Raw genomic sequence first — 21,625 nt, 5'->3', positions numbered from 1 at the left:
TTCGGTATTAACTGCCTGATTTTAAGGGAGAGTGGCTGGTGCCCCATGGAGTCCGAAAATGGGAACCAAAACTCTCATTGGACAGTAGTTGTGGGCCTGCGAGACTGATCGTTGCGGTGGGGTGCACCACAACCAATTTCTCGTTAAGTGACCTCGCAGCGCTGAGGATCGAATATGATCAGAGCTTGTCGAAGACAGACCCCATCCTGGGACTAAACAGCCGCTCATAGGTTCTGAGTAGGTAAGCATCCGTCATTCCGGCTACAAAGTCGCAGAGAACCCTCACGTCGCTGCCTGAGTTCACAAACCGCACATACTGGTCGCGTGGCAAAAGGCGTTTCGGATCGGAATTGATTGCTTCGAACACGGCTACGACCATGGATTGGCCTTTGAACTCCAGATGTTGCACCTCTGGCGAGGTGATGACTTTATCAACCACAAAGCCCTGAAGCGCATTCAGGAACTCCCGCTGTCCGGACTGCATTACGACACGATATCGAGCCAAGGGTTCTTTGAAGTCAGGAAGTTCGACGAATTCTACCGCCGTAACAAAGTGATGTACCAATCGATTGATGCAGTGCTTGCGGCTGGCATTGCCCCCGAATAAATCCGTTACCATCGCCGAGAATACGTCGTTGCCACTCTCATTTCTGTATTTTGCTTTCAAGGCATCTAGAAACGTCGGGCATTTATCCAGCAGGGCAGCGAAGAACTCGTCCTTGGAAACAAGGCCGAGTGCGATCGCATCCTCAAGATCATGAACCCCGTAAGCGATGTCATCCGCAACATCCATAATGCTGCAGTCAAGCGATTTATGCCTCGGCAGTGCGTGCTTTCCCGGTCTTTCATCGCTTTCTTCGAAGCGCACTCGGTCCGCTAAACTCAGCGGTTCGAGGATCCAATCTACAACATCCCGCTCGGAATCCAGATAGCATTTGGGAGGCTTGCAGGATTTTACGTCGAGCAGGCTGACAACTGCGGTGCCTTTGAGAAGCGAAGGCTGAATAGCCAGATTTCGCACTTGTGTGTACGGCAGAGGGTACTTCAGCACACCGAGCAGTGTGCGTCGTGACAGGTTGGCGCCAGCCTCACTCGAGAAACTCTCAATGCGGGAAAGGATCCGGAGTGTCTGCCCATTACCTTCGAAGCCCCCGTGATCTCGCATGCAGTAGTTTAACGCCACTTCGCCGCCATGACCGAAGGGCGGATGCCCTAGATCGTGCGTGCAGCCGATCGCATGTATCATGCTGCGATCGGGGAGATGTGCTGCTCCCGGATGGTCAGGAAAACTCTTTCCGAGCTGTCTAGCGATACTCCCGGCGATTTGGGCGACCTCAAGTGAATGGGTCAACCGGGTGCGATAAAAGTCGCTATCGCCGAGGCTGAGAATTTGCGTCTTGCCCTGAAGACGGCGGAAAGACGCCGAATGGATAACACGGCCATAGTCGACGTCACCGTCCGCACGCGCGTCCTCAGTTTGTGGTGTCCAATTCTCGCGCCGCTCGCTCCAACTCATGATCTGCTCCAACTCATCCAACGCTGATGCAGGATTGGCGGTAACCGCACAAGCGCAGCCAAGAGGAATATCAGAGTCGCGCTCGTCCGCCCTTCGCATCATCGGATCGAGCTATTCGCTAGACACAGCGAACTAGGCGTCGCGAAGCGCTTTGACTCTTGCCAATGCTTCCTCGAGTGCGTTTTCGACTACAGCGAGATCATGAGCAAGTTCCAATCCGCCATAGCCAGTTGCCTTTAGTATCACCGCCATCACGGTTTGCGACTGCGTTGCCAGCTCGAGCAGATGCAGGCTGCTTGGACTTGTGTGACCGTTGAGCCAAGACCGAGCAGTATGGTCACTGACATGCGTCCATCGCATCACCGTCTTTGTCGCCTGACGTGTCCCGCCGAGATCTGCTTGTAACGCCGCGCCAATCATATGCGCGAGTAGCGCATCGGAGAGGTCCGTGGGCGGGCCGCGAAGTTTGCTTCCGCTAATAGGAACCATTTTTCCCTCCTTTCTCGTGTAGCGCAGAGGGCCAAAGCGCTTTTCGCATTCTGCGCTTAAGGAATCGCATGATCATTCGATGGACCGACGACGATCATGAAGATCCAAAGCCGCCCCCAACCATCCGGGCGGCGCAATATGTTCGCATGTCCACCGAGCATCAGCAGTACTCAACCGACAACCAGGCAGCGAGGATTGCCATCTATGCGGAAAAGCACGGTCTCGAGATCGTCAAAACCTATGCAGACGAAGGCAAAAGCGGGTTGAACATTAAAGGCCGGCCCGCGCTTCGCGCACTTCTTGACGACATCGAAAGCGGAAGCGCTAACTTTGAGGTCCTTCTGGTCTATGATGTCAGCCGCTGGGGCCGGTTTCAGGATCCAGACGAAGCTGCCAGCTATGAACTGCGCTGCCGCAGCCGAGGCGTCCGGGTTCTCTACCCAGGTGAGGAATGGGAGAACGACGGGAGCATCGGCTCTTCGATCATCAAGACGGTTAAACGTGCGATGGCCGGCGAGTACAGCCGAGAGCTGTCAGTTAAGGTGTTCGCAGGCCAGGCTAATCTTATCCGTCGTGGCTATCGTCAAGGTGGATCTGCTGGATTTGGCCTTCGTCGGTTGCTCGTGGACCAGCATGGCGATGCGAAAAGCGTGCTCGGCCGCGGCGAGCACAAGAGTATTGCCACCGATCGCGTCATCCTCGTTCCGGGTCCCGAGGAGGAGATCGCTATTGTTCGGGAGGTCTATCGACGCTTCGTCGAGCAGGGGCAAAGCGAAGCTGCGATCGCATCCGACCTCAACGCCAACGGATTGCGGACAGACCTCGGGCGCGAATGGACCCGCGGCACGGTTCACCAGTTGCTGATCAACGAGAAGTACATCGGCAACAATGTTTGGGCACGGACCTCGTGCAAACTGAAGGGCGAGCATGTCGAGAACGCGCCGGAGGACTGGGTCCGCGCTGACGGTGCCTTTGAAGCTATTGTCGACGTTCGGCAATTTGAAGCAGCACAAGCAATCATCGCCAGACGATCCGAGACGCTTAGCGACGACGAGATGCTCGCCGCGCTGTCCCAAATCTTTGCGCAGCGCGGCTATCTGTCGGGTTTGATAATCGATGAAGCAGAAGAGTGTCCCTCGAGCAGCGCATTCCGCTCGCGTTTCGGCAGCTTGCTGCGCGCCTACACACTCGTCGGCTTTGCTCCCGACCGTGACTACCGCTACCTCGAGATCAACCGGCGCCTCCGATCGATGCACCCTGACATCGTCGCCGCAATCATCGCCGGCATCCAGCAGGCGGGCGGCAGTGTCGTGTGTGACCCCGAAACTGATTTGCTCCGCATTAATGACGAGTTCTCGGTCTCGCTCACCATGGCTCGCTGCTTTCAGACCGCTGCCGGGAGCAATCGCTGGAAATTGCGGCTCGATGAAAAACTGCGTCCCGACCTCACTTTGGCTGTCCGGATGGACACGGATAATGCGGTGGCAAAGGACTACTACCTTCTGCCGGCCCTCGACATGCGAGAGGCAGCGCTGCGCCTTGCAGACTATAATGGCCTGTCGCTCGATGCCTACCGTTTCGACACGCTCGATTTCTTCTACCGGCTGACTGCGCGCGTGCCGCTGAGGGCCGTCGCATGAGCGCCGCCAAGCCTGCACAGCGGATCGAGATGATCCTGATCGACCGCGTGAACATCGTCAATCCACGGGTGCGCAACAAGAAGTCGTTTCGCGACATTGTCGACAACATCGCCAAGATTGGCCTCAAGAAGCCGATCACCGTCACACGACGGATCGAAGCCGAGGGCCCTTTTTATGATCTGGTGTGTGGCCAAGGGCGTCTTGAGGCTTTCAAGGCTCTCGGACAGTCGGAAGTCCCGGCGCTGGTCGTCTCGGCCGAACCAGAAGATTGCCTGATCGCGAGCTTGGTCGAAAACTGCGCGCGGCGCCAGCACCGAGCAATCGACCTTCTGCAGGACATCCGGGGCATGCAGGAGCGAGGCTACTCCAATCCCGACATTGCGCGCAAAACTGGCCTCTCGCTTGAATACGTCAATGGAGTTGGCCGGCTTATCCAGCAAGGCGAACAGCGACTACTGCGGTCGGTGGAAAGCGGTACGATACCAGTCAGTGTCGCGGTCGAGATAGCCGATGCTCCCGATCACGATGTGCAGGCAGCGCTATCCAGAGCCTACGAAAGTGGGCAGCTCAAGGGCCGCAAACTTCTCGCGGCACGTAAGCTCATCGAGGCCCGGCGCCGCCGCGGAAAGGGATTGGGGACTTCGGAATCCCGCTCTCGCGAACGGGTCTCCGCCGAGACATTGGTCAAGGCATACCAGGAGGAAACCGAACGAAAGCGGGCCTTGATTGCTCGCGCAGAGACCACACAGAACAGGCTGATGCTGATTACCGAAGCGATGCGGCGGTTGTCGGCTGACGAAAGCTTCGTTGCCGTGCTGGAGGATGAGGGCCTCGCCACCATGCCCGAGCGCCTTGCCGAACGTCTTCGCCCAGCTTCGGGGGCATACGCATGAGAAACAAGCAGCCCATCACGCTACCCGCTGGCTTTGAGCACACCACGCTGCGCATCCCAATCAGTGAGATCATGCCCCTGCGCGAGGTGCCCAGTTCCGTCCGCAAATCGGTGAAGTACAAGCAGATCGCCGCGTCAATCGCCGAGGTCGGCATCATTGAGCCGCCTGTTGTGGTGCCGGATCGTGAGGGCTCGGCTCGCTATCACCTGCTCGACGGACATCTGCGCCTCGCCATCCTGCTCGAGCAGGGCGAGACTGAAGTGGTCTGCCTCATCGCGGTGGAGGACGAGGCATTCACATACAATCGCCGCGTGAGCCGGATAGCGATAATCCAGGAACACCGGATGATCCTCAACGCGGTCAAGAAGGGTGTGTCGGAAGAAAGGCTTGCCCGCGCGCTTAACGTCAACATCGCTAGCATCCGCACCAAGCGGAACCTGCTCACCGGAATCTGTCCTGAGGCCGTTGAATTGCTCCGCGACAAGCACGTGCCGATCAACGTTTTCACCGAGCTCCGCAAGATGAAGCCAATGCGCCAGATTGCGGCTGCAGAGATGATGGTGGCGATGAACCGTTATTCAACCGGCTATGTCAAATCGATTGTCGCGGCCACGGCGGAAGAAGATCTAGTCGAGCAGAAGCGCAAGGCAGTGCGGGGTCTGACTGAGGCGCAAATCGAGTTAATGAGCCGCGAGAGCGCACAGCTCGACCGCGATTTCAAGCTGATAGAGCAGAGCTATGGGGCTGACCACCTCGATCTGGTTCTGGCGACTGGATACCTTGGCAGCCTGCTTAGAAGCGCACCGATTGTTCGGTATCTGGCCCAGCACCATCCTCAGCTGTTGGCAGAATTTCAGAAGATCACAGAGTTGCAGCAGGCGGCATAATGGGGACCCGGACCCGATAAGCGCGGGGACCGCGGGAGACGCCGCACTGTGGGGCGGATCGAGCGCGGCGTGGGAATGGCGGCGAACCCGCTTTTAGCCCACCAAAAGCCCGATAGGGCTTTTCGGAAAAGTGTGCCGGAGTTGCCGAAATCCGGCACACTTTACGTATAGGTCAATATGAAATTGCAGCGTCGATGTGCCCGTCACCTGAAGGTTCGAGGCCCGCAACAGAGACCGATCAGTTGGACATTTGGCCTCATTGGCGCTGCTATGCAGACTGTCTAATCTCCCCGATCAGCTGCTCCAAGTCAGTGCTGTAGGCCTTGAGTTCAATTGCATGCGGTTGGTCAGGACGCTGGCGCAGGAAGGCGCCGATCGTGGCGATCACTGCCGGCTCAAGACGTAGGCCAGGTGCCCCCTGTGCAATTCGCCATGCAATCATTACGATCACCGTGATCAGGGTTTCCAGCTCGCAGTGACCGGTTAACAAACGCCAGTCAGCGCGATCGGCCCTTGGCCAAGAGGACCCCAGCTAAATCAGGTTAGCCAAGTTTAAACCCACAAGAAGTATCTGAATTGCAGTATCTTGAACGAGTGCTATTTTCGGATGCTGGGTCGGATCGCCCGCATCGTGTGCACGGCAATGGGGTGGGTGGAAATTTATGGGCAGACCAAAGTTAAACGGGTTCGCATTGGACTTGCGGGCGCAATGAATGCTGCTGCAATGCCGGTTCGCGCGGGCAACTGGGATGATGACCAGCTCAGGGTGATCGAGGCAGGAGCGGATGCCCGGCTGATCGTCGAGGCAGGTCCCGGAACCGGGAAAACCGCTGTAGCCTGTGCCCGGTTGGCATGGCTGATCAATGAGGAAGGCATCGAGCCTTCCAATGCTTGGATGATCAGCTTCACAAGGACAGCCGTCGCCGAGATCCGCGCACGCCTGCATACCTATGTCGGCGAAGCGTCCTTTGCAATTCGGATCGCGACCGTCGATTCGCATGCATGGTCCATCCACTCAGGGCATGACCCGGATGCGAGGCTGTCTGGGTCGTACGAGGAGAATATCGCCCGTGTCATCGAGCTGCTGCAGGCCGATCAGGACGTGGCCGATGAGCTCGAACAGGTCGAACACGTCGTCATTGACGAAGCGCAAGATCTGGTTGGGCAACGGGCAGAACTTGTCGAAGCACTCGTCTCGAGACTGCCCCAAGAATGCGGTGTCACTGTATTTGCTGACGAGGCGCAGGCTATCTACGGTTTCTCAGACGACAGGATCGGAGGCGGAAGACCCGCGGCCGGTGAGCGATGCGAACCTTTGCTCGGACGCTTGCGGCAAGGACAATCGGGGCATTTCTCCACCCTAGCCCTGAAGCAGATCTACCGCACATCATCCCCGGGCCTCCGGGAGATATTCTCCGGACTGCGCAGCAATGTTCTTGACAGCCAGAACCACAAGGATGGCATCCATGCCACGACAGCGCAGAGAATCCGGGAGCTTGCCGATGAGCAGGGCCTGAAATGGACGCAGATGAAGGTTGCTGACTTCACCAGCGAGGATCTTCTGCTATTCAGGACCCGCGGCGAAGTCCTTATGGCCTCGCAGTTCTGCAGCCTTCCCCACAGGCTCCGCCTCTCCGGGTATGGCATGACACTGCCGGCGTGGCTGGCGATCTGCTTCCGGGACTTCCTTGCGCCCTTCCTCGCCGAACGCGAGTTCCTCGATCTGTGGACCGATCGGATCGAGAACAGGGTGGTGGCGCAGTATGGTCCACTCGAAGCCTGGGGGCGGCTCCTTCGCATCGCCGGGCGCAGGGACGGCGCTGTCGACATGCGCAAGCTCCGCCAGAGACTGAGCCAGTCGCGACCGCCCATAGAGCTGGCTCTTCCCGAGTTCGGACTTCAGGGACCGATCGTCGGAACCATCCACGCGAGCAAGGGCCGTGAGGCCAGCAAGGTCATCTTGCTTCTGCCAAATGGAGCCGAGTTTGAGACGACCGAGGACGAGATCGAGGAGACCCGCGTCCTGTTCGTGGGGGCGACGCGCGCCCGGACATCCCTGCTGGTCGGCGAGAGCAGCGCATTCAGGGCATCGACAGCACCATCTGGGCGGATTTTTCGTACGACGAGGAACGGCAAATCGACCATGATCGAGCTTGGTCGCAGCGGCGATATCACCGCGCGTGGTCTCGCGGGTCGCAGCGAGCACGCCCAAGCCGATGTCCGGACAGCCCAGGACTATCTCGCGAGGGTTGCCGACGTCGTTACAACCTACAGGCTGGAAGCTGACCCTGATCTCGACTGGCGCTACAGGATCCGTGCCGGCGACTGCGACGGGCCATGCGTTGGTGTCATGTCACGCAACCTCACATATGATCTCTGGGATATCCTCGCGAACAGGAACCAGAGAAGCAGTCACAGGCCGCCCGGATATGTGAACCATGTGAGGGGGCTTGGCTGTGCTACCATTGTTCTGGGTTCGGACGATCCTGAACTCGGCACGCTGAATGAGCCCTGGGCATCATCAGGTTTCCTTCTTGCGCCGAGGATCGCCGCCTTTCCGCCATTCTTCTTCTCAGGAAGGAAATAGCCCGCATGCCCGATCAATCACCCGAGCGGGACATTGTCGCCTCCCGGCTCACCGGCGACCTCGTTGGGCCGCGCACGGAACATGAGGAGCTCACGGCACGTCCTTCGGATGTCTGGCTGACCGGCATTCTGTGGCCGCAGCGAACGGCGATGGGGGGCGAGGATGATGATCGCCTTGGAACCGCGGTTGGCGGTGCGGGCGATGAGACTGACAGCGAGGCGGAGGCAGTCAGGACCGGGTCGGTCCAGAAACCCTCGGTCGCCGGCATCTCGTTCAGCGCTGCCACGTCCGACGATTGCCCGCGTGTGACGGTGACCTGCACCTTCGGCGCCTACCGTCTCGAGAAGCGGGAGGAGGGGGATATCTGGATCCGGCGTCCGCATCGGGTCGAAATTCCGGTTCTTGATCTGCCTCCCGGGCCCGCGCGCGAGATCCCGTTCGCACAGTATGGTGACGATCTGCCGAACGTAACGCTGAGTGTTCGCTGCATCCGGGGAGCAGGATCGTTTCTGGTGACGATCTCTCTCATCAACTCAATAGCGGCGGAGAAAGGGCGCAACGAGAGCGAGGTCGCCTCGCTGTTCCAGACATGGATGCGTGTCGAGCCCTGCGAGGGAACCTTGCTTGTGCCCAAGCCGCCACGGCGCGGTACTTCGCGGTCCGGGGCCAGTGAGGGAGGCAGTGCGACGTTTACCGACGAGGACGGCGGCGCGCTGCTGTACCGGAACGTTGCCGAATTCGCAGTCGGACATGTCTGCTCGGCCGAATGGGAGGAGTCGGAAAGCGCGGCAGGAACGCGCCCCACGGCGAAGTGGGTTGCAACGACGTGGATACCCTCCGCGATCGTCGCCGGAGTGGACCCCGGCGGTCACCCGGTCTTTTCCGGCCTCGGCGATGACAATGGTCTGGACCCGTTATCAGCGCTGGCACTGGCGCAAGCCGGACCCGAAACACTCATCGCCGGTCTGCATCGCTTCTGCGACGCCTATGCCAGCTGGCTGGAACTGCAGCGAAGGCGTCTGGATGATGCCGACGATGTTGCGTCCGAACTCAGGCCTGTCGCAGAGGCCCATCTCGAGCAATGCGATATTGCGCTGACGCGGATGCGCGCAGCGATTGACCTCATCGGCCATGACGCGCGCCTGCGCCGGGCATTCCAGCTGGCCAATCTCGCGATGCACCAGCAGCACGCGTGGGACAGTGCCAAGGGAAGCCATGGAGCCTTGCGATGGCGGCCATTCCAGCTGGGGTTCCTGCTTCTCAGCGCCCCGTCCGCAGTGTTGCGCGACCATGATGACCGGGGCGTCATGGACCTCCTGTGGTTTCCGACTGGGGGCGGCAAGACCGAGGCCTATCTTGCGCTGATTGCCTGCCTTGCGGTCTACCGCCGCCTGTCGGACGATCCGGACGATCACACCGGCGTCTGCGCACTGATGCGCTACACCCTGCGGCTTCTCACCACGCAGCAGTTTGCCCGCTCCGCCGCCATGATCCTTGCGCTGGAGGCGATCAGGACCGGCCGGGTTGCGGTTCCTGACGGAATGGCACTCAGGGGGACAGAACCCTTCTCGATCGGTCTCTGGGTTGGCGGTGACGCGACGCCCAACCGGCGCGCCGATGCCTTCGCCTCGCTCAGGGGTTCCACCGAGGTGTCCTCTCCGAAACAGCTTGCGCGATGTCCGGCATGCGAGGAAAAGCTCGAATGGTCGATGGCCGATCCCTCATCATCGGTCGATGCAGCGTGCATCAACAAAAGATGCACGATTCAGGGGGTTCTGCCGGTCTTCACTGTCGATGAGGATGTGTATGTCAGGCGCCCGACTCTGCTGATCGGGACTGCCGACAAGTTTGCCCAGGTGGTCCGCGAGAAACGGACCAATGCCCTGCTCGGGGCATCTCATGGCTCGCCTCCGGATCTCGTGATCCAGGACGAGCTCCACCTCATCTCAGGTCCTCTGGGAACTGTCGCCGGAACCTACGAGGCCGCCTTTGACCTGTTGTTCGCATCGCGTGGCCACCGGGCCAAGGTGATCGGATCGACCGCTACCATCCGGCGCGCGCCCGAGCAGGTTCGTGCGCTGTTTGATCGCGAGGCTTTCCAGTTTCCTCCCCCTGCCATTGATCACGATGATTCCGGATTTGCTGTTCGCGACCGGCGGCCGGCGGCAACGGGGCGTCGCTATCTCGGGGTGACGACGGCCGGCCGGTCGGCCAAGTTCACCTTGCAGGCCGTGGCCGGATCGCTGCTTCAGACGGCTTTCGGGGCATTCAGCGACGATGTCCGGCGCGATGCCTACTGGACGCTTGTGGGCTATTTCAATTCGCTGCGCGAACTTGGCGGCGCGCTGGTCCTGATGCAGGACGACGTCACCGACAGCATCGCCCTTTACGCCGGTGCCCGGTCAGAACCGGCAAGGCCGCTCAGCAATGTCGAGGAGCTGACCTCGCGCAGGACGCAGGAGGAGATCCGCGGAATGCTCGACCTGCTCGATATCAGGGTGGGGCAGCCCGGCGCCGTCGACGCGGTGCTCGCGACCAATATGGTCAGCGTCGGGGTCGATATCTCACGGCTGGGGCTGATGCTCGTCAACGGTCAGCCCAAGACGATTGCAGAGTATATCCAGTCGACCAGCCGGGTCGGGCGCGGTGCGGTCAGCGGACTTGTCGTTTCGGTCCTCAACAATGCCAAGGCGCGTGACCGCTCGCATTTCGAGACCTTCTGCAGCTGGCATCGCACTCTTTACCGCGATGTCGAGGCAACCAGCGTCACGCCCTTTGCCGCACGGGCGCGCGACAAGGCGCTGCACGCGGCATTGGTAACTGTCGTCCGGCACCTTGTGCCGGACATGCTCGATGCGCCGCACATGGATGACGAAGCCGAGGATCTTGCCATGGATCTCGTAGACTTGCTGGTTGAGCGGGCTGCCCGGATCGATCCCGAGGAGACCGCGGTCCGCCGGGAGCTTGAGCGCCGCCTTGATACCTGGCGGGCAAGAGCGCCGGGCGTCTACTGGAGCGATTTCAAGGGCGGCAAGTCGCTTCTGCAGAGCGCGGAGCGGGCGGCGGCCCGGCGGGCGGCTGGCCGCGATGTCGGCGCTGCATGGCCGACCCTGAATTCGATGCGGACTGTCGAGGCCGGAACGCCGTTCCGGATGGCCCCGGTTCTCAGGGCAAAGGATGATACGCATGAAGAATGACCTACAGGACCTGCGCCGTAGTGCCGTTGTCTCGACCTTCGGTCCGGGATCGGTCATCGATTTCAGAGCGGGCGGCGGGGCGGTGTCCGGCATCGCTGCGGGCCTCGAGGAATGGGATCGCTCGTTTCCTCCGGCCGGACTTGCGCATCCCCAGGTAATCCGCGAACCACGCCTGCAGAAGAAGCTGGGGGTCAAGGGCTTCCGGACGCCTCCGGTGCTGCTGGAGCGCGGCAAGGATGACGATCCGGATACGAGGCGCCTTGTGGCAGTGCGTTTCCCGAGATGGCTCCAGTGCCCGGGATGTGATCTCATCAAGCCGGAGCGGCGTTGGAAAAGCGATCCTGGCAAGGCTTTCCGCTATTGTGCGGCGTGCACGGAGAAGGCGCACGGCGACAGCAAGGTCTTCGTGATCCCTGTCCGTTTCGTGATGGCCTGCCGGCATGGCCACCTCGATGAATTCCCCTGGGACTGGTGGGTGGGACACGAACCGGATTGCAATGTCGCGAAGCGCGACACTACGGACCGGCATCCCGGCCTGACATTGCGCGCGGAAAAGCCGGGCCTTGCGGGCCTGATCCTCAGCTGTCCAAAGTGCGGTGCACGCCGGTCCATGGATGGCGTCTTCTCGAAGAAAACATGGGAGCACGGACCCCGTTGCCGCGGACGCCGGCCATGGCTGGCTGACGGGGACGAGACTTGCGGGAGGCAGCAAAATGCTGTGCAGCGTGGCGCCTCCAACCTGTACTTCGCGGTCACGGAATCCGCGCTGAGCATTCCGCCATGGTCGGATCACCTTCAGGAGGCTCTCGGCGACTGGTGGAGCAGCCTGACCAATCTCGACGATATGTCGAGGCTTGAGGATTACATAGACCTGCTTGCGAGGGGCGATCTTGAAAGCACCCTCAGGGAACTCGGGATGTCGGCGGCCGAGCTCGCTGAGGCGGTCCGGTTGCGGCTTGACTCGTTCGGGATGATGCAGACCGATGATCTGCGCCCTGCCGAGTACCGGCAATTTGTGACGGAAGCGGGCCGCAGCAGTATCCCTGACAGCGAATTCGAGACCCGGCGCGAACCGGTCACGGCGGGCATTGCGCCATGGATCAGCCGGGTGGTGCGAGCCGTGCGACTGCGCGAGGTGCGCGCTATCACCGGCTTTACCCGGATTGATCCCCCGGGGGATCCGGAATCGCCGGAGGTCGCGCGGCTGTCGAAAACACCGCTCGACTGGTTGCCCGCGATCGAGGTTCGCGGCGAGGGTATATTCCTTGCGCTGAACGGGGAGCGACTCGCGCAATGGGAGAGCCGGCCGGATGTGATCGCGCGGGTCTCGTCCTGTGAGGGCGCGCATCTGGCAGACTGGAAGGAACGCTATGGCGAGGACGCCAGCCCTCCGCGCTCGACCACCCCCCGTTACATGCTCTGTCACACCCTCGCCCATACGCTCATGCGCCAGCTGACCCTCGAATGCGGCTATTCGTCTGCTTCCCTGCAGGAACGGATCTATGCGGGCATCGGCGAGGAGCCGATGGCGGGGCTTCTGATCTACACCGCCACACCGGATTCGGACGGGACGCTCGGCGGACTCGAGCGCCAGGGCAAGACAGGAAGGATCGAGGGCATCCTTCAGCGCGCGATCGAGGCGATCGAATGGTGCTCGTCCGACCCGCTGTGTATCACTGATATGATGGGCGCGATCAGCAGCTATTCGCACTCGGTGTGCCATGCCTGCTGCCTTGCACCAGAGACGTCGTGTGAGACCTTCAACAGCTTCCTCGACCGGGCGCTGCTGATCGGGGACGGTAGCGGTTCGGGCCTCGGGTTCTTCGAAGACATGCTGCGGCGGCACTGATGGCAGTTCTCTGGCCAGGGATCTTGCCCCGCGCGGTCCGCGACGATCCGCGACGCCGTGCTGAAGTGCGGGTTTATGAACGGCTCGCCGGTGTTCTCGACGACAGCTACCATGTATTCTACTCAAGCCCTTGGCTGGGAATGGACAGGCTGGGCAACGAGAAGGACGGGGAATGCGATTTCCTGATCGCACATCCTGAACACGGAATTCTTGCGATTGAGGTGAAGGGCGGCCGGGAAATTGCCTTCGACCCGTCGGACGGCCAGTGGCGCAGCACCGATGCCCACGGCTTCGTGCACAGGATCAAAGACCCCGTGGCGCAGGCGCGAAGCGCGAAGCACGAGATCCTGAAGCGGCTGAACGCATCGCCGAAATGGCGCACGCGCCGCATCCATGTGGCTCATGCGGTCATCTTCCCGGGTACAGGATCGCCTCCCGCCAATCTCGGCGCTGATCGCCCCGCCCACATCTTCTGTTGTTCGCGTCAGCTGCGTGAGAGTTTCCGGGACTGGGTCGGGGAAAGACTGAGAGCAGGAAAGCGACCGGACAATTGCGAGGCGCTGGGACATGACGGCATTGCTGCCCTCGAACGACTGCTGGCCTTTCCCTTCACGCTGAGCTTCCGGATCGGAGCAGCGCTTGCGGAGGCCGAGGACGAGTTCCGCGCGCTCGAGCCCTCCCAGTATCACATTCTCGAGATGATCGCCGACATCCCCCGCGCGCTGATCCGGGGCGGCGCCGGGACTGGGAAAACCGTGGTGGCCATCGAGGCCGCACTGCGCTCCGCAAGGTCCGGACGCAGGACACTTCTCACCTGCCACAGTCGCCCCTTGGCGCTGCATCTCGAGCGGAAACTGAAGGATGTCGACAACCTGACCGTCGCAGGTTTCCATGGCCTGTGCGGCAGGATGTCGAGCAAGGCGGCGGTTGCGGTGCCTTCCGGGACCAGAGAGCGCGATCTCTACGAGTTTGCTCTGCCGAACGCATTATGCGAGGCAATGGCCACCATTCCGGACTTTCGATGGGACACCATCATCGTCGATGAGGGCCAGGACTTCCATGCGGACTGGTGGATTGCCATCGATGCGTGCCTCAGGCCGGGCGGGCATCTCCGCGTCTGCATGGACAGTAACCAGAAGGTCTATGGCAATGCGGCGGGCGGCGTGCAGGACCTTGAGGTTGTGCCGGTCCGCCTCTCCCGGAATTTGCGCAACACACGGAAAATCCACGAGGCAGCATCCGTTCATTACTCCGGCCCGGAAATCATTCCGGACGGACCTGACGGCATCGATGTGGCATGGATTGCGGCGGACAACGCCGCCCGGAAGGTGGAAGAAGCCTATCGGGAACTGCGACGGCTCGTGTTCATCGAGGAGGTCGCTCCCGGCGACATCGCTGTTCTGGCAAACGATCCTGTCATCCGCGCGCAGTTCATCGAGAAAGGTAGCGGAACCAGCATCGCGCTGACGGACGCCGATGCACTGGCCCTTGAGGATGTGGTGGTGGACACCGTGCGCCGCTTCAAGGGCCTCGAGCGCCCGGTGATCATCCTGATAGCAGGCGGGGACGAGCTTGACCGGCGCGAGCTGGCCTATGTCGCCTTCTCGCGGGCGCGGGCTTGCCTTTGTGTGGTGTCGTCGGAAGGCGAGGCGAGATGGCTGTCGAGGGGGGTACAGGACGACTGATATCGGGCAACTGTGAGTGCAGATTGCGATCGGAGCGGCCCTCCCGCGGCCGTGGGTCAGTACGCACGAACCTCCGAGGAATCGGAACCGGGCTGCGGCCCTCTGATACAGCGGTCGGACAGCGCACTATTTTCTGGACAAAACATGAACATCAAGGCAACGGCGCTTGCTATCTCGGATTCAATCCGACATCATGTCGCAAATTGTCCCAGAGGTTTCATGCTCAACGAATTCGCAGCACTTCGTGTCCGCGCCGGTCTTTCTCTCGACGAGGCGGCGAACCGGACGGGCTACAGCGTCCGTCAGTTGCAGCGGTGGGAGGCTGGTAATGGCAAGCCGCGGGAAGCGGCAGTAAAGTTGCTTCAGACATTTTCACGGCCCTTGCCAGCGCACGCCGAGACCCGCTTCAGCTTCATCGATCTCTTTGCAGGGATAGGCGGCCTGCGCCGCGGCTTCGAGGATCTTGGGGGGAAATGCGTGTTCACTAGCGAGTGGGACAAGTACTCGCAGCAGACCTATCTCGCGAACTTTGCCTGCGATCATGAGGTGGTGGGTGACATCACGCAGGTGCCGGTGGAGACGATCCCGCCGCATGACCTGCTGCTTGCCGGATTTCCGTGCCAGCCCTTCTCGATCGCGGGGGTCTCGAAAAAGAACGCGCTGAACCGTCCCCACGGCTTCGCCGATGAGACGCAGGGTACGCTTTTCTTCAATGTTGCCCAGATCATCAGGCATCACCGGCCGCGAGCCTTTCTGCTTGAGAACGTCAAGAACCTCGTAAACCATGACAAGGGCCGGACCTTCGAGGTCATCCATCGCACCCTGACCGAGGAGCTTGGCTACCAGGTCCACTGGAAGGTCATCAACTCCAAGTCCTTCGTGCCGCAGCAGCGCGAGCGAATCTTTATTGTGGGCTTTCGCGAAGCCAACGACTTCACCTTCGACGACATCGACCTGCCCAACCCGCTGAACGGTCCGAAGCTTGGCTCCATCCTGCATCCCGAGGACGGCACCGAGGAAATTGAGGCGCCCTTTACGCGGGGCAATATCGGAACGGTATCCGCCAAGTACACACTGACCGACCACCTGTGGGAGTACCTGCAGGGCTATGCCGAGAAGCACCGGCTGGCAGGGAACGGCTTCGGGTTCGGGCTTGTCGGCCCGGATGATGTCGCCCGCACGCTGTCAGCCCGATACTACAAGGATGGCTCGGAAATCCTCGTCGCGCAGCCCGGCCGCAATCCGCGACGCCTCACACCGCGCGAATGCGCCCGGCTGATGGGCTTCGACGGACCGAAGGGACGGGAGTTCGTTATCCCAGTGTCCGATACCCAGGCCTACAGGCAGTTCGGGAACTCCGTCGTGGTGCCCGTAGTGCAGGCGGTCGCCGAACACATGCTGCCTTGGCTGGTAGATCGGGCAGAGCTCGCCCCCGAGCGCCTGCAACGGAAGCTTGCGCTTGCCGGGTGACATCGTCGATGCGGCAACGCGAAGCCGCATAATGTCCGGCATCAAGGGAAAAAATACGAAGCCCGAGCTCGTCATCAGGCGCGGACTTCATGCCCTTGGCTTCCGTTACCGGCTGCATGATTACAGATTACCGGGCAAACCCGACCTTGTGCTCCTGCGCTGGCGCGCCGTTATCCAGATCCATGGCTGCTTCTGGCACGGCCACGCCTGCCCGCTGTTCCGTTGGCCGCAGACACGGCAGGAATTCTGGCGCGCCAAGATTGGGCGAAATGTCGAGCGGGATCGGGAAGTTGACGTTGCACTTGACCGCGCGGGCTGGCGCGTGCTCACAGTCTGGGAATGCGCGCTGAAGGGGCCGGGCCGTATCGGTGCTGAGGCGGCAGTCACCCGTGTCGCTGAATGGCTGCGGTCAGATGAGAGCACGGGAGAGGTCAGGGGGACAGACGGTGCCAGTCGGTGATCTTGTCGAGTGGATGGAAGAGCACGGCGCGCCGCACTTCACTTGGTATGTGAAGCGCCTCTCCGGCAACGACACGCTCGCTAATGGCAGTCATCAGGCCGGACCCTACATCCCGCGTGACTTTTTGTTCGCGGTGTTCCCGGCGCTCAATCGGCGAGAGATCAAGAATCCGGATGTGTGGTTCGACCTCTATATCGATTCCAATGCCGATGCGCGCCAGGTCCGGGCGATCTGGTACAACAATCGCTTCCATGACACCTCGGCTGCCAGGGGCCGGGACGAGACCCGCGTCACAGGCTTTGGTGGCGGTGCGTCCGCGCTGCTCGATCCCGAGAGTACCGGCGCGCTGACGGTCTTTGCATTCAGAAAGGTAGCCGAAGGTGAGACCGCAGACTGTCACGTCTGGGTCTGCCGACACGAGACCGAGGAGGATCTGGTCGAGGACAGGGTGGGACCGGTCGAGCCGGGCAAGTATCTGATCTGGCCGCCGGCTCAGCAGGGATTGTTCGCCTTCCTCAACCCGCCGCCGGTCCGGGCCACCTGCTGGCTCACCGACGACGAAATCCCTTTAGAATGGCTTAGGAAGTTCCCGAGCGGCGCGGATATCATCCGGCGTGCGGTCGAGCTGCGCCCCGATGACGGGCTTGATCCTGATCGCCGCCTCATGCGCCGGCGCGAATGCGAGTTCGAGATATTCCGCAGCGTAGAGCAGGCCATCGAGATGCCGCATATCACTGCCGGTTTTGAGACGATCGACGACTTCATTTCGCGTGCGCAAACCATTCTGCAGCGTCGCAAGGCGCGGTCCGGCCACTCACTCGAGTTGCATGCTAAGGCGATCTTCGTCGAGGAACGGCTGGCAGAAGGGACGCATTTCGCTCACCAACCCGAGTCAGAGCCTGGCAAGCGCCCGGACTTCCTGTTTCCGTCGGCTGCGGCCTATCATGATCACAGCTTTCCGGCGGAGCGCCTGCGAATGCTCGCGGTTAAAACAACCTGCCGTGACCGGTGGCGCCAGATCCTCAACGAGGCCGACCGGATTCCGGCGAAACACCTTCTGACACTTCAGGAAGGGGTGTCCGAAGCGCAGTTCCGGGAGATGACGCACGGCGGCGTACAGCTCGTAATTCCCTCGGGTCTGATTGAGAAATACCCAAAGACAGTGCAGCCGCATCTCCAGACACTTGAAAGCTTTATTGGCGATGTCCGCCTGCTGCCGGTTGGCAGCTGATGAAAGATCCTCTCTCGGCAGAGCTGACTACGGTGCTCCACCGCCTCAGACGACAGCATGAGGTGCTTCCGTTTCTAAGTCAGATGCTCCCAGTAAGCGAAGTCCGCTTGGCGCTAATGCCTGCTTCAATGCTCGAACAACTGCGTACTTCACCTGATTTCACAAGTATCTGCCCAAGTGAGCCAGTCTGGCTCTCCATTGCGGGACCGGACGATTTGGCAGCAGAGCTGGTCATCTATCGCGCAGAGGCTAACGGGTACTACTACGTGGTCGCCCCGCAAGGAGACCACGTGGAGAGGACTTAGGCGCTTGCGGGCACCTTGACTTGGATCGTCTTTGTGCCTGTCACCGGACCGTTCAAAGCTCGCAGAAAGAGACCGAGGAGTTATTCACTTGGCCGATTTGAGATGGGAAGATGGCACCATCGGGTCTGCTATCCAGACTGTCTAATCTCCCCGATCAGCTGCTCCAAGTCAGTGCTGTAGGCCTTGAGTTCAATTGCATGCGGTTGGTCAGGACGCTGGCGCAGGAAGGCGCCGATCGTGGCGATCACTGCCGGCTCAAAACGTAGGCCAGGCGCCCCCTGTGCAATTCGCCATGCAATCATCACGATCGCCGTGACCAAGGTGTCCAGCTCGCAATGACCGGTCAACAACCGCCAGTCAGCCGGGCTGCGTGTCTGAAAATAGCGAGCCTTGTCCCGCAGCAAAGAGAGCGGCACGCCAATCCGATAGGCAACCTCGCTGAGGTGGTGCCAAGTCTGACCGCCAGCCTTCATGGCAAGGGACAGGTCAAGGTGCGTGCGTTGACGGTTGGCGTAGGTGCGCTCCTGAAATTGAATGGGCAATACCAGTCCGTATTCCATGGCGGTGAGCGTCAGGATTTGCTGGTCGGTAGGCACTCCGCCCCATGTGACCACGGTGCGGGAGGCGCGTTCGGCAAGATTGTCGAACAGTGCCTTGGTCACCGCCCGGTCGGAACGGTGCGTGTGTTCGTTCCAAGATTTGAGGGCGCCGAATGAAAGGGTGCCGTCGCCCGCGATGTCGACATCAAACAGGGCAGCGGCGCTGATGATGCGCGATCCGATCCGGTTGTGCTGGCAATCCGGGTGGATCATCTTGTTGGCTGCGATCAGATCAGAATCCCAGCTGCTCTCAGTATCAACGAAGGTGTAGGAGAGGGTGCGTTGCGTATCCATTGGAATGTCCTTTTGAGTTTAGCAGGCCATGCCTGGTTCGGTGGTGAAGGTCAGAGAGGTTGATGGGATCGGCCCGCGACTGATGGCCAGGCTGCGAAGATGCAGGCTGGTCCAAGAGGCGAGAGCCGATGGCGAATTTCAGAATCGTAGGGGCCGAGCCTGCTCTAGGACCCGCCAAGCCTGGAACGCGGCGATCAGTGATCGTGCTTCAGGGCTGCGGCAGAACGCGGTCGTGTAGATCGACCATAAAGTCATTGCCGCTTCCGGGGCGCGGCGGTTGCGCATGATCGGCGCTGCGTTGGGATCTGGCATTTCCAATTCGAGGGCCTTGCCTGCGGTGGTCAACTGCTCGTCCGTCAGCGTCACCGGTAGGAGCGTTACGCCCGGTAACCGCTTGGCCAGGATTGTGTTGTCCAGCGGCGGCATGATGTCATGACGCGCTACCGTCTCCAGCAGTTTGTTTGCCGGAAGCACCGGCTGGCGCACCAATAGCTGCGCACCGGGTGGGATGCGTTCGACCAGACCTTCGATGATGGCCGCACGCGTATCGGTCGGATCAAACCGGGCATGGATCAGATCGAACGTGGCCTCTCTCCGCCCCGTCCTGATAACCGTGAAGAGTGCGAGGCTGGAAATCAGCGAACGCGATTCGTATTCCGGACGCGTCCTGATGATGATTAGCGATGACAGAATTGGCGGATGGCCTGAGCCATGGTGGTGCATGAAATTTCCTTTGGGCAAAAGCAGCCGGGCGGCACTCCGCTGGGGAGCACCGCCCGTCTGGTGGTGAGGCAATGATGGATGGCCGCTTGGTCAGTGGGCGTTAGCGTCCAACGGCATGAGGTGGATCTCCCAGCTTTGGTGTGGAAACTGGCCGCTGGCAGTTGTGAGCAAACGCATGCGGCGGATGAGTTCGTCCCAGGCGCGCGCGGTGCCTCCGCTCACCTGTGCAGGGCGGGGCACTGGACGATCGACAAGCTGGCCAGCGGCGGTCATTTCGAAAGCACGCGTGCGATCGGTGCTTACCAGGATCATCGGTGCCCCAGGCCGGAGCAGGCAGGGTTCAACCGTGCCGATCAGGATTCCCTCGTCGACAGGACGAAGTAAAACGAGATCGCGGCACTCTGTGGTGATGTCGTCCGCGAAGCGCGCCATCAGCCAGCTTCGGCCGGAGCGCAGGGCAACATCGCCAAGCACCTCGATTCCCTCTGCCATTGAGCCGTTGCTGGCGACCACGCCGAGGTCGCAGTCGCCAAGCGGCACGTCGATCGGTGCATTGGGGTATTTCATCGCCCTAGCGAGGGCATAGGTCAGTGGTCGCCGGGGGCAGGCCCCGCCGAGGTTCAAATCAATCATTCGTATTTCCTTATTGGAGTGACGGCCCGCCGATTGCCGGGCGGACCCAAGCCCTTTTTTCCTTCTCTAAAGGAGGCTCACTTCACTGGACTTCAGCCAAATATCTCGCCTTGCGTTCGACCGGCTTCCAGCTGCGCTCGTATCGATATCGCTCGGTTGCCGGCAGCTCGACGACCGTCGGCTTCTCGCCGAAGGTGTCGACATACCACTGGATTTCGGCATCGAAGTCAGCCTCGCGCACATGCTTGTGCCAGACGCCGCTTCGCCCTTCGGACCGGAAGCGATAGCGTTTATCCTTGAGCAGATGTCTGAGGTGATAGGGCGCATAGGTAGCTTCGAAACGCCATGCCTCGCCGTTCATCGCGGCCAGCACTTTTGCCATGACGCTTTCGCCGTCGCGGCACACATGATCCAGTAATTCGATGAGCGAAAGCACGTCGTCCCGTGCCCGGTGAGCTTCGGCGTTGAAGCGGCCCATCTGCATGAGCAGGTAGTTCTGCGGCCCCGGCTCGAACCCAAGTTTGCGCCACGGGACATCAACCATAGCGCACCCCCACGGCATCAGCGGCAGGCCGCGCAGCAGCGCCTCCGTAAATGGCCGATCGAAGCCGCTATTAAATGCGATCACCCCCTCGCAGTCAGCGATGAACGCGGTGAGTTTCTCCCGCATGATCTCCTTGCCCTGCACCATAGCGTCGGTGAGGCCGGTCAGCTCGACGATCTCCGGAGGCAGAGGATGGCCGGGATCCTCAACGCCCGAGCCCATTCCTTCGATCGCTGCAATCCTTCCGTTCGCATCAACGAGCAGGATGGCCGCGCAGATCTCGATGACCGAGTGCCTGGTCCAGTCGAGGCCTGTGGTTTCGGTATCGATGACGGCGATGCGCCGCAGCGGCAGATCGCCGACCGCCTCCCGCGGCCAGTCTTCGCGCTGCCGCACCGGGGTGAGCACGCGCTGTTCTTGCTGATCGCGTATTTCTTTGCTGCCGCCCGGGTCCGTCTCCGGCGCAGCGCTATTCTGGTTCACGTCATTCATAATCTACCTCGTTTGTAACGAGGCCGGCCGAAGGGCCTTTTCCCTTCTCCTACCGACCTCGCTCCACGAGGTTCAAGGCGAAGGCTTTTCCTGATGTAGCGGCATGAGCGGTGCGATTTGCTCACCGCAAT

The 21,625-nt window shown here is 60.9% G+C and carries 16 protein-coding genes; 10 read left to right on the top strand and 6 right to left on the bottom strand.

Going from position 1 to position 21,625, the window contains the following annotated elements; genetic code table 11:
* Positions 1–178: 178 nt before the first annotated feature.
* Together Q0L48_RS11320 and Q0L48_RS11315 are read right to left on the bottom strand one after the other, a co-directional pair.
* Positions 179–1,618, bottom strand: a complete 1,440-nt coding sequence (locus Q0L48_RS11320) for an anti-phage deoxyguanosine triphosphatase (protein WP_367274037.1) — start codon at positions 1,616–1,618, stop codon at positions 179–181.
* 30 nt (positions 1,619–1,648) lie between these two features.
* Positions 1,649–2,005 carry a hypothetical protein gene (locus Q0L48_RS11315; RefSeq protein ID WP_296721022.1) on the bottom strand — a complete coding sequence of 119 codons (357 nt, stop codon included), beginning with the start codon at positions 2,003–2,005 and terminating at the stop codon, positions 1,649–1,651.
* Positions 2,006–2,073: 68 nt separating this feature from the next.
* Here Q0L48_RS11315 and Q0L48_RS11310 point away from each other — a divergent pair, with 68 nt between their 5' ends.
* The 10 genes from Q0L48_RS11310 (at position 2,074) to Q0L48_RS11265 (ending at position 17,904) form a co-directional block, all read left to right on the top strand.
* Positions 2,074–3,645 (top strand): recombinase family protein, encoded by a 1,572-nt coding sequence (locus tag Q0L48_RS11310; RefSeq protein ID WP_296721018.1) that lies wholly within the window; start codon positions 2,074–2,076, stop codon positions 3,643–3,645.
* Positions 3,642–4,538 (top strand): plasmid partitioning protein RepB C-terminal domain-containing protein, encoded by an 897-nt coding sequence (locus Q0L48_RS11305; protein ID WP_296721017.1) that lies wholly within the window; start codon positions 3,642–3,644, stop codon positions 4,536–4,538. The genes Q0L48_RS11310 and Q0L48_RS11305 overlap by 4 nt, the downstream gene beginning before the upstream one ends.
* Entirely contained in the window at positions 4,535–5,425 is an 891-nt protein-coding gene (locus Q0L48_RS11300) for a plasmid partitioning protein RepB C-terminal domain-containing protein (RefSeq protein ID WP_296721014.1), read from the top strand. The genes Q0L48_RS11305 and Q0L48_RS11300 overlap by 4 nt, the downstream gene beginning before the upstream one ends.
* A 607-nt stretch (positions 5,426–6,032) precedes the next feature.
* Positions 6,033–8,012, top strand: a complete 1,980-nt coding sequence (locus Q0L48_RS11295; RefSeq protein ID WP_296721011.1) for a UvrD family DEAD/DEAH box helicase — start codon at positions 6,033–6,035, stop codon at positions 8,010–8,012.
* Positions 8,013–8,017: 5 nt separating this feature from the next.
* Entirely contained in the window at positions 8,018–11,209 is a 3,192-nt protein-coding gene (locus Q0L48_RS11290; RefSeq protein WP_296721008.1) for a helicase-related protein, read from the top strand.
* Positions 11,199–13,058, top strand: a complete 1,860-nt coding sequence (gene drmB, locus Q0L48_RS11285; RefSeq protein WP_296721006.1) for a DUF1998 domain-containing protein — start codon at positions 11,199–11,201, stop codon at positions 13,056–13,058. Before Q0L48_RS11290 ends, drmB begins: the two co-directional genes overlap by 11 nt.
* Complete coding sequence (locus tag Q0L48_RS11280) at positions 13,058–14,743, top strand: nuclease-related domain-containing DEAD/DEAH box helicase (protein WP_296721004.1); 1,686 nt, start codon at positions 13,058–13,060, stop codon at positions 14,741–14,743. Before drmB ends, Q0L48_RS11280 begins: the two co-directional genes overlap by 1 nt.
* Before the next feature lie 219 nt (positions 14,744–14,962).
* A complete protein-coding gene (gene dcm, locus Q0L48_RS11275) occupies positions 14,963–16,213 on the top strand; it encodes a DNA (cytosine-5-)-methyltransferase (protein WP_296721001.1) in 1,251 nt (416 codons plus the stop codon).
* Positions 16,197–16,673: a very short patch repair endonuclease gene (locus Q0L48_RS11270; RefSeq protein ID WP_367274036.1), complete on the top strand. Its 477-nt coding sequence runs from the start codon at positions 16,197–16,199 to the stop codon at positions 16,671–16,673. Before dcm ends, Q0L48_RS11270 begins: the two co-directional genes overlap by 17 nt.
* On the top strand, positions 16,660–17,904 hold the full coding sequence (locus Q0L48_RS11265) for a type II restriction endonuclease (protein WP_296720994.1): 1,245 nt from the start codon (positions 16,660–16,662) through the stop codon (positions 17,902–17,904). Before Q0L48_RS11270 ends, Q0L48_RS11265 begins: the two co-directional genes overlap by 14 nt.
* A 433-nt stretch (positions 17,905–18,337) precedes the next feature.
* On the opposite strand, the gene Q0L48_RS11260 is transcribed toward Q0L48_RS11265, so the two are convergent.
* The 4 genes from Q0L48_RS11260 to Q0L48_RS11245 form a co-directional block, all read right to left on the bottom strand.
* Complete coding sequence (locus Q0L48_RS11260; RefSeq protein ID WP_296720993.1) at positions 18,338–19,102, bottom strand: hypothetical protein; 765 nt, start codon at positions 19,100–19,102, stop codon at positions 18,338–18,340.
* Between the two features lie 138 nt (positions 19,103–19,240).
* Entirely contained in the window at positions 19,241–19,825 is a 585-nt protein-coding gene (locus Q0L48_RS11255) for a hypothetical protein (protein WP_296720990.1), read from the bottom strand.
* A 90-nt stretch (positions 19,826–19,915) separates the two neighbouring features.
* Complete coding sequence (locus Q0L48_RS11250) at positions 19,916–20,458, bottom strand: hypothetical protein (RefSeq protein ID WP_296720989.1); 543 nt, start codon at positions 20,456–20,458, stop codon at positions 19,916–19,918.
* A gap of 82 nt (positions 20,459–20,540) precedes the next feature.
* Complete coding sequence (locus Q0L48_RS11245; RefSeq protein ID WP_296720986.1) at positions 20,541–21,494, bottom strand: 3'-5' exonuclease; 954 nt, start codon at positions 21,492–21,494, stop codon at positions 20,541–20,543.
* Positions 21,495–21,625: the final 131 nt, after the last annotated feature.

It is taken from the genome of Erythrobacter sp. (assembly GCF_024305245.1).
Taxonomy (GTDB): domain Bacteria; phylum Pseudomonadota; class Alphaproteobacteria; order Sphingomonadales; family Sphingomonadaceae; genus Erythrobacter.
The sequence above is the reverse complement of the archived record's forward strand: the minus strand, read 5'-3'. Positions and strand labels throughout refer to the sequence as shown.

Bases quoted from the DNA above. Each gene is read 5' to 3' on its own strand.
- Q0L48_RS11320 (WP_367274037.1), bottom strand. From the start codon at position 1,618: ATGATGCGAAGGGCGGACGAGCGCGACTCTGATATTCCTCTTGGCTGC.
- Q0L48_RS11315 (WP_296721022.1), bottom strand. From the start codon at position 2,005: ATGGTTCCTATTAGCGGAAGCAAACTTCGCGGCCCGCCCACGGACCTC.
- Q0L48_RS11310 (WP_296721018.1), top strand. From the start codon at position 2,074: ATGATCATTCGATGGACCGACGACGATCATGAAGATCCAAAGCCGCCC.
- Q0L48_RS11305 (WP_296721017.1), top strand. From the start codon at position 3,642: ATGAGCGCCGCCAAGCCTGCACAGCGGATCGAGATGATCCTGATCGAC.
- Q0L48_RS11300 (WP_296721014.1), top strand. From the start codon at position 4,535: ATGAGAAACAAGCAGCCCATCACGCTACCCGCTGGCTTTGAGCACACC.
- Q0L48_RS11295 (WP_296721011.1), top strand. From the start codon at position 6,033: ATGCTGGGTCGGATCGCCCGCATCGTGTGCACGGCAATGGGGTGGGTG.
- Q0L48_RS11290 (WP_296721008.1), top strand. From the start codon at position 8,018: ATGCCCGATCAATCACCCGAGCGGGACATTGTCGCCTCCCGGCTCACC.
- drmB (WP_296721006.1), top strand. From the start codon at position 11,199: ATGAAGAATGACCTACAGGACCTGCGCCGTAGTGCCGTTGTCTCGACC.
- Q0L48_RS11280 (WP_296721004.1), top strand. From the start codon at position 13,058: ATGGCAGTTCTCTGGCCAGGGATCTTGCCCCGCGCGGTCCGCGACGAT.
- dcm (WP_296721001.1), top strand. From the start codon at position 14,963: ATGCTCAACGAATTCGCAGCACTTCGTGTCCGCGCCGGTCTTTCTCTC.
- Q0L48_RS11260 (WP_296720993.1), bottom strand. From the start codon at position 19,102: ATGGATACGCAACGCACCCTCTCCTACACCTTCGTTGATACTGAGAGC.
- Q0L48_RS11255 (WP_296720990.1), bottom strand. From the start codon at position 19,825: ATGCACCACCATGGCTCAGGCCATCCGCCAATTCTGTCATCGCTAATC.
- Q0L48_RS11250 (WP_296720989.1), bottom strand. From the start codon at position 20,458: ATGATTGATTTGAACCTCGGCGGGGCCTGCCCCCGGCGACCACTGACC.
- Q0L48_RS11245 (WP_296720986.1), bottom strand. From the start codon at position 21,494: ATGAATGACGTGAACCAGAATAGCGCTGCGCCGGAGACGGACCCGGGC.